This is a genomic window from Streptococcus infantis, from assembly GCF_019929665.1.
Lineage (GTDB): Bacteria > Bacillota > Bacilli > Lactobacillales > Streptococcaceae > Streptococcus > Streptococcus infantis_H.
The window spans coordinates 425730-437227 of record NZ_JAHZPZ010000002.1 but is presented as its reverse complement, the minus strand read 5'-3'; the positions used below and the strand labels follow the sequence as shown (position 1 = coordinate 437227).

General features: G+C 42.3%; 12 protein-coding genes. All 12 read left to right on the top strand.

Annotated features, from left to right (window positions below; translation table 11 throughout):
- Window positions 1–115 precede the first annotated feature (115 nt).
- Window positions 116–892, top strand: coding sequence for a TatD family hydrolase (locus K1I61_RS05475; protein WP_223333812.1), 777 nt, complete (start codon window positions 116–118; stop codon window positions 890–892).
- Window positions 889–1452: a ribonuclease M5 gene (gene rnmV, locus K1I61_RS05470; RefSeq protein WP_223333810.1), complete on the top strand. Its 564-nt coding sequence runs from the start codon at window positions 889–891 to the stop codon at window positions 1450–1452. The genes K1I61_RS05475 and rnmV overlap by 4 nt, the downstream gene beginning before the upstream one ends.
- Before the next feature lie 133 nt (window positions 1453–1585).
- Complete coding sequence (locus K1I61_RS05465; RefSeq protein ID WP_223333808.1) at window positions 1586–3013, top strand: SseB family protein; 1428 nt, start codon at window positions 1586–1588, stop codon at window positions 3011–3013.
- Window positions 3014–3043: 30 nt separating this feature from the next.
- Window positions 3044–3916 (top strand): 16S rRNA (adenine(1518)-N(6)/adenine(1519)-N(6))-dimethyltransferase RsmA, encoded by an 873-nt coding sequence (gene rsmA / locus K1I61_RS05460; protein ID WP_223333806.1) that lies wholly within the window; start codon window positions 3044–3046, stop codon window positions 3914–3916.
- 1 nt (window position 3917) lies between these two features.
- The gene (rsgA, locus tag K1I61_RS05455; protein WP_223333804.1) at window positions 3918–4796 is read left to right on the top strand and encodes a ribosome small subunit-dependent GTPase A; all 879 of its coding nucleotides are present in this window, start codon (window positions 3918–3920) and stop codon (window positions 4794–4796) included.
- A gap of 10 nt (window positions 4797–4806) precedes the next feature.
- Window positions 4807–5463, top strand: coding sequence for a ribulose-phosphate 3-epimerase (rpe, locus tag K1I61_RS05450; protein ID WP_223333802.1), 657 nt, complete (start codon window positions 4807–4809; stop codon window positions 5461–5463).
- Window positions 5426–6088, top strand: a complete 663-nt coding sequence (locus K1I61_RS05445) for a thiamine diphosphokinase (RefSeq protein ID WP_223333800.1) — start codon at window positions 5426–5428, stop codon at window positions 6086–6088. Before rpe ends, K1I61_RS05445 begins: the two co-directional genes overlap by 38 nt.
- Window position 6089: 1 nt before the next feature.
- Entirely contained in the window at window positions 6090–7346 is a 1257-nt protein-coding gene (locus K1I61_RS05440; protein ID WP_223333798.1) for a DNA recombination protein RmuC, read from the top strand.
- On the top strand, window positions 7336–8277 hold the full coding sequence (locus tag K1I61_RS05435) for a 3'-5' exoribonuclease YhaM family protein (protein WP_006152067.1): 942 nt from the start codon (window positions 7336–7338) through the stop codon (window positions 8275–8277). Before K1I61_RS05440 ends, K1I61_RS05435 begins: the two co-directional genes overlap by 11 nt.
- A 102-nt stretch (window positions 8278–8379) precedes the next feature.
- Complete coding sequence (gene purR / locus K1I61_RS05430) at window positions 8380–9204, top strand: pur operon repressor (protein ID WP_006152187.1); 825 nt, start codon at window positions 8380–8382, stop codon at window positions 9202–9204.
- Window positions 9205–9276: 72 nt separating this feature from the next.
- Window positions 9277–10530, top strand: coding sequence for a diaminopimelate decarboxylase (locus K1I61_RS05425; protein ID WP_223333796.1), 1254 nt, complete (start codon window positions 9277–9279; stop codon window positions 10528–10530).
- A 132-nt stretch (window positions 10531–10662) separates the two neighbouring features.
- Window positions 10663–11457 carry a pyruvate formate-lyase-activating protein gene (pflA, locus tag K1I61_RS05420; protein ID WP_004251620.1) on the top strand — a complete coding sequence of 265 codons (795 nt, stop codon included), beginning with the start codon at window positions 10663–10665 and terminating at the stop codon, window positions 11455–11457.
- Window positions 11458–11498 lie beyond the last annotated feature (41 nt).

Sequence of the window (11498 nt, the reverse complement as noted above, 5' to 3'; positions counted from 1 at the left end):
TACTGCTATGAAAAAAAGTCGTCAAGAAAAAATGAATGATTTCAAAATATTTTTTCCTATAAGGATGAGACTAGTTTTTTGGTATAATAGAAGGTAGAAAAACGAGGGAATATAAATGATTTTTGATACTCATACCCACTTGAATGTGGAAGAATTTTTGGGACGCGAAGAAGAAGAACTTACCTTAGCGGCTGAAATGGGCGTAACTCGGATGAACATTGTTGGTTTTGACAAACCGACTATTGAGCGGGCCATAGAACTAGCAGATAAGTATGACCAACTCTATGCGACGATTGGCTGGCATCCGACAGAGGCAGGGACTTATACAGAGGAAGTGGAGTCTTACTTGCTAGAAAAACTAAAACATCCTAAAGTTGTTGCCTTGGGTGAGATTGGTTTGGACTATCATTGGATGACAGCATCTAAAGAAGTGCAGGAACAAGTTTTCCGTCGTCAGATTCAGCTATCTAAGGAACTGGACTTACCTTTTGTAGTTCACACACGTGATGCGCTAGAAGACACCTATGAGATTATCAAGAGCGAGGGAGTTGGTCCTCGTGGTGGGATTATGCACTCCTTCTCAGGTTCTTTGGAGTGGGCTGAGAAGTTTGTGGAGCTTGGGATGACTATTTCCTTTTCTGGAGTGGTGACTTTCAAGAAGGCGACAGATATTCAGGAAGCGGCCAAAGAGTTGCCTTTGGATAAGATTTTGGTAGAAACGGATGCACCTTATTTAGCCCCAGTACCCAAGCGTGGGCGTGAAAACAAGACAGCTTACACGCGCTATGTAGTAGACTTTATTGCGGACTTGCGTGGCATGACGACAGAAGAATTGGCAACTGCGACAAGTACCAATGCAGAAGGCATCTTTGGATTGGAACGTAAATCATGAAAGAGAAAATTTCTCAAGTCATCGTGGTAGAAGGACGTGACGATACGGCTAATTTAAAACGCTACTTTGATGTGGAGACTTATGAGACTCGTGGCTCGGCTATCAATGAGCAGGATCTTGAACGAATTCAACGTCTAAACCAACGTCATGGGGTGATTGTCTTTACAGATCCTGATTTTAACGGGGAACGCATTCGTCGGATGATTATGACGGCCATTCCGACAGTTCAGCACGCCTTTCTCAAACGTGATGAGGCAGTGCCAAAATCTAAGACCAAGGGACGTTCTCTAGGAATTGAGCATGCTAACTATGAAGACTTGAAGACAGCACTAGAACAAGTAACTGAGCAGTTTGAAGCAGAAAGCGACTTTGATATTAGCCGTAGTGACTTGATTCGCCTTGGTTTTCTAGCCGGATCAGATAGCCGAAAACGCAGAGAATATCTAGGAGAAAGCCTTCGTATCGGTTATTCCAATGGGAAACAACTCCTTAAACGTTTAGAGTTATTTGGGATCAGTCTAGCTGAAGTTGAAGAAGCTATGAAATCATATGAGAATTGAGAAACTCCCCCAAAATGTGGAGGGAATGTGATACAATAGAAGTAAGCATATACGGTTTAATCAGGCTTGGTAGCAAGCATTAGAAAAGTGACTCCATAGAAATTGTGCTAAGTGGAGATGATGAGGAAAAGTTATGGGAATCTTTGATTTTTTAAAAAAGACAGAAGCAACAAAGCCTACTGAAACAACTGAATCCAATAAGGAAGCAGAAGAGGCGAAAGACAATGCTTGCGTGGGTGTTCTAGATTTGTTCCCGATGAAGGAAACGAACCAATTATTGATTGTTGGGAGTCTAGAAGGTAGTATCAAGGTTGGAAGTCAGTTGCAGTTTTGCAATCCCGACCAAGGAATGGAAAGTCTTGGTACTGTAGAGGTTAAAAAACTCAGCAGTCAAAACAAAGATGCAGATAGTCTAACGGATGAAGTTCTTGCCCATCTAGTGGTTGATAGGATTCCTTCTTTGGATAAACTGAAAAAAGGAAGTGTGCTCTTTAGTTCAGGTATTGAGGAAGAGCAAAAATTATCTAGCTATTCAGATGCTCTTTATCGTGCTTTTGTAGCCATCCAAGAGGGTCAGTTAACAAATGAAGACTATTTGGCAGCTACCCTTGATGACAGCGTAGAGATTTTACGTCTCTTTTTATGGAAATGCCGTCAAAATCAGGAAACTGAAAGCGAAGAAAGCTATCAATCCAACACTCGTAAGTTGGAACGTCTCGCGGAAATCGTCAAAGACAAGTTGTTAGCAGCAGATTCTGTTTATGCAGTATATTCGGAAAAAACGGGCGAACCTTACCTCTTTTCAACTACTTATGACAGAGGTAAGGAAGGTTATCTGTGTACTGATCCCATGATCATGCTGTTGACCCCATCTTGGTATCGCCAATTCAAGGAAACCATTGACAGCCGACCAAACTCAGTCGTAAAATTGATTGAAAATACGGAAGATAAAAAAGGGATTGAGAATTTCCTTGGGACAGCATTTTACTTAAACGGTGCCATGGGAGCAATCTTTAATTCCAAGGAAGTCAGCATCAGTGCCTCAGCCTTGGTTCAAAAACCAGATTTTTCTAATTTGCCAGAAATACAAGTTCCTGTCATGAATCCTGACCTGGTAAGATGGATGCTCTTGATGGGACAGATGGACCAACCGACTACAGAAGAGCAAGAACTAGTTTATGGGCTTTACTACAAGTTCTTCTCTATGGCTATGCCTAAAGCAAAATTCTTGCTTCCATTAGATGCAACATCAGGATTCCCAGAGGATAATTCAGAAGGAAATTCCTTTGTTTTGGAAAAAGACGCTAACTTTAATATTCCCGTTAGAGAAGGAAAAGATGGGCGAAACTCTGTTCCAGTATTTACAGATTGGAAACGTCTGAGAATGGTTTTTGATGAAAAATGGAATGGGATGATTGAAGAAGCTGGAGGCATGATTGAAGGTTTTGACTATGCCATAAACCCAACGGAATACTATGAAGCGGGTGCCTATGTTAGCCTAACAGCTTTTAGAGACATGCAAAAACTTAGTGAGGAACAAGAAGGAAGAGCTCAAGATTAGAAAACCTTTCAATATTAGAAAAGAGAATACATGAGAATTGCAGATTATAGCGTGACCAAGGCAGTGCTAGAGCGTCACGGTTTTACCTTTAAAAAATCCTTCGGGCAAAATTTCTTGACCGATACCAATATCCTTCAAAAAATCGTGGATACGGCTGAGATTGATGATCAAGTCAATGTTATCGAAATCGGGCCAGGGATAGGTGCTTTGACGGAATTTTTGGCTGAGCGTGCAGCTGAAGTCATGGCCTTTGAGATTGATCACCGTTTGGTGCCAATCTTAGCGGATACCCTGCGTGATTTTGACAATGTGACCGTAGTCAACGAGGACATTCTAAAAGTTGACCTAGCGAAACATATCCAGAATTTCAAAAATCCTGACTTACCAATTAAGGTAGTAGCAAACTTGCCTTACTATATCACAACTCCTATTCTCATGCACTTGATTGAAAGTGGGATTCCTTTTAGTGAGTTTGTGGTCATGATGCAAAAAGAAGTGGCAGATCGTATCTCTGCTAAGCCAAATACCAAGGCATACGGTAGCTTGTCGATTGCGGTTCAGTATTATATGACAGCCAAAGTTGCCTTTATCGTGCCTCGTACGGTCTTTGTACCAGCACCAAATGTGGACTCAGCTATCCTGAAAATGGTACGTCGTCCAGAACCAGCTGTAGCAGTGGAAGACGAGAACTTCTTCTTTAAAGTTTCCAAGGCTAGTTTTACTCATCGTCGTAAAACCTTGTGGAACAACTTGACAGGCTACTTTGGGAAGACCGAGGAAGTTAAGGATAAGTTGACCAAGGCTCTGGAACAGGCTGGATTATCACCAAGTGTACGTGGAGAAGCTCTGGGCTTAGAAGAATTTGCCAGTCTAGCAGACGCACTTAAAGGACAAGGACTCTAAGATGCAGGGACAAATCATTAAAGCCTTGGCGGGTTTCTACTATGTGGAGAGTGATGGCAAGGTTTATCAAACACGCGCGCGTGGGAATTTTCGTAAAAAAGGCCATACACCCTATGTTGGAGATTGGGTAGATTTTTCTGCGGAGGAAAATTCCGAAGGTTATATCCTCAAAATTCACGAACGAAAAAATAGTTTGGTTCGTCCACCCATTGTCAATATTGACCAAGCCGTTGTCATTATGTCCGTTAAAGAACCTGACTTTAATAGCAACTTGCTGGATCGCTTCTTGGTTCTTTTAGAGCATAAGGGGATTCATCCTATCGTCTATATTTCCAAGATGGACTTACTGGAAGATGGGGGAGAACTGGATTTTTACGAGCAAACCTATCGTGCTATTGGATACGACTTTGTGACTAGTAAAGAGGAGCTACTACCCTTGTTGACAGACAAAGTGACAGTCTTTATGGGGCAGACAGGTGTCGGGAAGTCAACCCTGCTTAATAAAATTGCTCCTGACCTCAATCTAGAGACGGGAGAAATCTCTGATAGTCTAGGCCGTGGTCGTCATACCACTCGAGCTGTTAGTTTTTACAACCTAAATGGAGGCAAAATCGCAGATACACCAGGTTTTTCATCGCTAGATTATGAAGTATCAAGTGCTGAAGAGCTGAACCAGGCCTTTCCAGAGATTGCTAGTGTCAGTCGCGACTGTAAGTTCCGTACTTGTACGCATACTCATGAGCCATCTTGTGCAGTGAAACCAGCAGTAGAAGAGGGCATCATTGCAAACTTCCGTTTCGACAACTATCTGCAATTCCTCAGTGAGATTGAAAATCGTAGAGAAACCTATAAAAAAGTCAGCAAAAAAATTCCAAAATAAGGAGAAACCTATGTCTCAATACAAGATTGCTCCGTCAATTCTGGCAGCAGATTATGCCAACTTTGAACGTGAAATTAAACGCCTAGAAGCAACTGGGGCAGAATACGCCCATATCGATATCATGGATGGTCACTTTGTACCTCAGATCAGCTTTGGTGCAGGTGTAGTCGAAAGTCTTCGACCTCATAGTAAGATGGTCTTTGACTGCCACTTGATGGTATCAAATCCCGAACATCATTTAGAGGATTTCGCGCGTGCAGGAGCTGACATCATCAGCATTCACGTAGAGGCAACACCTCATATCCATGGCGCTCTTCAAAAGATTCGTTCTCTCGGTGTTAAACCTTCGGTCGTCATCAATCCTGGTACTCCTGTTGAGGCGATTAAACATGTCCTTCACTTAGTTGATCAAGTTTTGGTCATGACGGTTAATCCTGGATTTGGTGGGCAAGCTTTTCTGCCTGAAACCATGGACAAGGTTCGTGAGTTAGTTGCCCTTCGTGAGGAAAAAGGTTTGAATTTTGAAATCGAAGTGGATGGTGGGATTGATGACCAGACTATTGCTCAAGCCAAAGAAGCTGGCGCTACAGTTTTTGTAGCGGGATCTTATATCTTTAAGGGAGATGTCAATGAACGAGTGCAAGCTCTCAGAAATCAACTGGACTAAAGCTGCAGTTTTTGCAGGGGGAGACCGCGGTCACTACCGGACAGATTTTGACTGTTTTGTCGGTGTGGATCGAGGCTCACTCTGGGTATTGGAGGAAAAACTTCCTCTTGCTCTTGCAGTTGGGGATTTTGATTCTGTGACTGTAGAAGAAGGTCAGTTGATTCAAGAACGTGCCCAGCACTTTGTCCAAGCTCAGCCAGAGAAGGATGATACCGATCTGGAACTAGCACTGTTAACGATTTTTGAAAAAAATCCTCAGGCTCAGGTGACCATTTTTGGTGCCCTAGGTGGTCGCATCGATCATATGCTGGCCAATGTCTTTCTACCCAGCAATCCCAAATTGACACCCTATATGCGCCAAATAGAGATTGAGGATGGGCAAAATTTGATTAGCTATTGCCCAGAAGGGATCAGCCAGCTAGAACCACGTTCGGACTATAATTATCTAGCTTTTATGCCTGTGAGGGATAGTCAGTTGACTATTCTTGGTGCCAAGTATGAACTGACAGAGGAGAATTTTTTCTTTAAGAAAGTTTATGCTTCTAACGAATATATAGATAGGGAAGTTTCGGTGACTTGCCCAGACGGCTATGTGGTTGTACTGCATAGCAAGGACAGGAGATAGGATGGAGATTATATTACTACTGTTACTAATTGCTAACCTAGCCGGCCTCTTTCTCATTTGGCAGAGGCAGGACAAGCAGGAAAAATATTTGACCAAAAGTTTAGAAGACCAAGCAGATAACCTTTCAGATCAGCTGGATTATCGCTTCGAACAAGCTCGACAGGCCAGTCAGCTGGATCAAAAAAATCTTGAAGTGGCTGTCAGTGATCGCTTGCAGGAAGTGCGAATCGAATTGCACCAAGGTCTGACTCAGGTTCGGCGGGAGATGAATGAGAACCTCCTCCAAACCAGAGATAAGACCGACCAACGACTACAGGCCTTGCAGGAGTCAAATGAGCAACGTTTAGAGCAGATGCGCCAGACGGTCGAGGAAAAATTAGAAAAGACTTTGCAAACACGCTTGCAGGCCTCTTTTGAGACAGTTTCCAAGCAACTAGAATCTGTCAATCGTGGCCTTGGAGAAATGCAGACGGTGGCGCGGGATGTCGGCGCTCTTAATAAGGTCTTATCTGGTACAAAAACTCGAGGAATTCTAGGAGAATTACAACTGGGGCAGATTATCGAAGATATCATGACACCTGCCCAGTATGAACGAGAATTTGCAACGGTTGAAAATTCGAGTGAGCGAGTAGAGTACGCCATCAAGTTACCTGGACAAGGCGACCAAGAATATGTCTATCTACCGATTGACTCTAAGTTTCCACTAGCAGATTATTATCGCCTAGAAGAAGCCTATGAAGCAGGTGACAAGGACGAGATCGAGCGTTGTCGTAAGTCTCTCCTAGCAAGCGTCAAGCGTTTTGCTAAAGATATCAAAAGTAAGTACCTGGCGCCACCTCGGACAACCAATTTTGGAGTTTTGTTTGTCCCGACAGAAGGACTCTATTCAGAGATTGTTCGCAATCCGATTTTCTTTGATGGTTTGAGACGGGAGGAACAGATTATCGTTGCTGGACCAAGTACCTTGTCAGCCCTTCTCAATTCTCTATCAGTTGGTTTCAAGACTCTGAATATCCAAAAGAGTGCAGATCATATTAGTAAAACCCTAGCTAGTGTCAAGACTGAATTTGGAAAATTTGGTGGCATCTTAGTCAAGGCCCAAAAACATCTCCAACATGCCTCTGGCAACATTGATGAATTATTAAACCGTCGTACTACAGCTATCGAGCGAACGCTCCGTCACATTGAGTTATCAGAAGGTGAGCCAGCGCTTGACCTACTCCAGTTCCAAGAAGATGAGGAAGAATATGAAGATTAGTCACATGAAAAAAGATGAGCTTTTTGAAGGCTTTTACCTGATCAAGTCAGCTGACCTAAGACAGACACGTGCTGGGAAAAACTACCTAGCCTTTACCTTCCAAGATGATAGTGGGGAAATCGAAGGGAAACTCTGGGATGCCCAACCTCACAACGTTGAGGCCTTTACTGCAGGGAAGGTTGTCCACATGCAGGGACGTCGGGAAGTTTATAACAATACTCCACAGGTCAATCAAATCACCCTTCGCTTACCTCAGCCAGGGGAACCCAATGACCCAGCAGACTTCAAGGTCAAATCACCAGTGGATGTTAAGGAAATCCGCGAGTATATGGCACAGATGATTTTCAAGATTGAAAATCCCATCTGGCAACGAATCGTTCGGGCCCTCTATACCAAATATGATAAAGAATTTTATTCTTATCCAGCTGCAAAAACCAACCACCATGCCTTTGAAACAGGGCTTGCTTATCATACAGCGACTATGGTTCGTTTAGCAGAGGCAATTGCAGATGTCTACCCACAGCTCAATAAGAGCTTGCTCTATGCGGGAATTATGCTTCATGACCTGGCTAAGGTTATTGAGTTAACAGGTCCGGACCAGACAGAGTATACAGTGAGAGGAAATCTTATCGGCCATATCGCTTTGATTGATAGCGAGATTACCAAAGCAGTTATGGAACTTGGCATTGATGACACTCGAGAAGAAGTGGTGCTTCTGCGCCATGTGATTCTCAGCCATCATGGTTTGCTTGAGTATGGTAGTCCAGTTCGTCCTCGTGTGATGGAAGCTGAAATCATTCATATGATTGATAATTTAGATGCGAGCATGATGATGATGTCAACAGCTCTGGCCCTTGTTGATGAGGGTGAAATGACCAATAAAGTCTTTGCAATGGACAATCGTTCCTTCTACAAGCCAAAATTAGACTAGAAACTAAAAAAATGAGCTTTATTTAGACAATAAAGTTCGTTTTTTTTGCTTTAGTGTGATATAATAAGAAAAAGACTAATTAAAAAGAATGGTGAATAACTAATGAAATTAAGAAGAAGTGATCGGATGGTTGTTATTTCCAATTATTTGATTAACAATCCATACAAATTAACCAGTCTCAATACCTTTGCGGAAAAGTATGAATCTGCCAAATCTTCTATTTCAGAAGATATTGTCATTATTAAGCGCGCCTTTGAAGAAATTGAAATCGGCCATATTCAAACGGTGACAGGCGCTGGTGGTGGGGTTATTTTCACACCATCTATCTCTACCCTTGAGTCCAAAACAATCATCGAAGAGCTTCGTGATAAACTTTCAGAGAGCGACCGCATTCTTCCAGGTGGCTATATTTATTTGTCTGATCTCCTTAGCACTCCAGCTATTTTGAAAAATATCGGTCGTATTATTGCTAAGAGCTTTATGGACCAAAAGATTGATGCTGTTATGACGGTAGCGACCAAAGGGGTTCCGCTTGCAAATGCAGTAGCCAATGTTCTCAACGTACCTTTTGTCATTGTCCGTCGTGACTTGAAAATCACTGAGGGTTCAACTGTTAGTGTCAACTACGTCTCAGGATCTAGTGACCGTATTGAAAAAATGTTCCTTTCAAAACGTAGTCTTAAGGCAGGGAGTCGTGTCTTGATTGTTGATGACTTCTTGAAGGGTGGAGGGACTATTAATGGTATGATTAGCCTTTTAACAGAGTTTGATTCTGAGTTGGCTGGTGTAGCTGTCTTTGCTGATAATGCGCAGGAAGATCGTGAACAGCAGTTTGACTACAAATCACTCTTAAAAGTTACCAATATTGATGTGAAGAACCAACAAATTGAAGTTGAAGTTGGGAACATCTTCGAAACAGAAAAATAAGAGAGAATATGATACTTAAAGGTTGGAACTTTCGTCCCAGCCTTTCTTTGATAATGAATATGAAGGAGCCCTATGAAAACACCATTTATTAAACGTGAAGCCTTAGAAAAGATTGTTGAAGAGTTTCCAACTCCATTCCATCTCTACGATGAAAAAGGTATTCGCGAGAAAGCACGCGCAGTTAATGAAGCTTTCTCTTGGAATAAAGGCTTTAAAGAATACTTCGCAGTTAAGGCAACCCCAACTCCAGCTATCTTGAAGATTTTGCAAGAAGAAGGATGTGGAGTGGATTGTTCTAGTTATGTAGAACTCTTGATGAGTCATAAGCTAGGATTTCCTGGTTCTGATATGATGTTTTCATCAAACAATACACCAGACCAAGAGTACGCTTATGCCCGTGAATTAGGGGCGACTATCAACTTGGATGCCTTTGAAGATATCGACCATTTAGAGCGCGCTGCGGGAATTCCTGAGATTATCTCTTGCCGTTACAATCCTGGTGGCGTATTTGAACTAGGAACGGATATTATGGATAATCCTGGTGAAGCTAAGTTCGGGATGACAAAGGAACAGCTCTTTGAAGCCTTTGCTATCTTGAAAGAAAAGGGAGCAAGAACTTTTGGGATTCATTCCTTCCTAGCTTCCAATACTGTTACTCATCTCTATTATCCAGAATTAGCACGTCAGCTTTTTGAATTGGCTGTAGAAATCAAGGAAAAGTTAGGTATTTCGCTGGACTTCATCAATCTTTCGGGAGGAATCGGGGTCAACTATCGTCCGGACCAGGAGCCTAATGATATTGCTTTGATTGGTGAGGGGGTTCGTCAGGTTTATGAAGAAGTTCTTACGCCAGTAGGTCTTGGTCAAGTTAAGATTTTTACAGAACTAGGACGTTTTATGTTAGCGCCTCATGGTATTTTAGTCACAAAAGTAACTCATAAAAAGAAAACCTACCGTACTTATCTAGGAGTCGATGCGTCAGCTGTTAACCTGATGAGACCAGCTATGTACGGTGCTTACCACCATATTACTAATATGATGCATTCTGATGGTCAGACTGAAGTGGTTGATGTTGTTGGTTCTCTTTGTGAAAACAACGACAAGTTTGCAGTAAATCGTGAGCTACCTCAAACAGAAATTGGTGATTTGTTAGTCATTCATGATACAGGTGCCCATGGCTTCTCTATGGGATACCAGTACAATGCGAAACTTCGTTCGGCAGAGATTCTCTACACAGAGGACGGTGGTGCTCGACTAATCCGTAGAGCAGAGCGACCTGAGGACTATTTTGCGACTCTTTACGGGTTTGACTTTGACAAGGATTAGAAGAATTTTTGAAAATCATGAAAGTTGAAAGTGAAAAACAGATTGTTTTCTAAAAAATAGACAAAATCTATTGTTTTTCCTTTCAAGCGTGATATAATAAAATTATAAAACGGTTTCAAGGAAGGTGACGTGATGTCTGAAGAAACAATTGACTATGGACAAGTGACAGGAATGGTGCATTCGACAGAGAGTTTTGGGGCGGTAGATGGCCCTGGGATTCGTTTTATTGTCTTTTTGCAGGGCTGTCAGATGCGTTGCCAATATTGCCATAACCCTGATACATGGGCTATGGAAACCAATAAATCTCGTGTACGAACAGTAGATGATGTCTTGGAAGAAGCGCTTCGCTATCGTGGTTTCTGGGGAGACAAGGGAGGTATCACAGTCAGCGGAGGAGAAGCTCTCTTACAGATTGATTTCTTGATTGCCCTCTTTACCAAGGCGAAAGAAAAAGGCATCCACTGTACCTTGGATACTTGTGCCCTTCCGTTCCGTAATAAACCACGTTATCTTGAAAAATTCAACAAGCTTATGGCTGTGACTGACTTGGTTCTCCTTGATATCAAGGAAATCAACGAAGCTCAACATAAGATTGTAACCAGCCAAACCAACAAAAACATCTTGGCGTGTGCGCAGTACTTATCTGATATCGGAAAACCAGTTTGGATTCGTCACGTTCTCGTGCCAGGATTGACAGACCGTGATGAAGATTTGATTGAGCTTGGTAAGTTCGTAAAAACTCTTAAAAACGTTGATAAGTTTGAAATCCTACCCTACCACACTATGGGAGAATTCAAATGGCGCGAGCTTGGCATTCCGTATTCTCTTGAAGGGGTTAAACCTCCAACGGCAGATCGTGTGAAGAATGCTAAGGAATTGATGGATACAGAAAGTTATCAAGATTACATGAAACGTGTACATGGATAAAAAGAAGCCTGATGGGAACATCGGGCTTTTCTGATATAAAA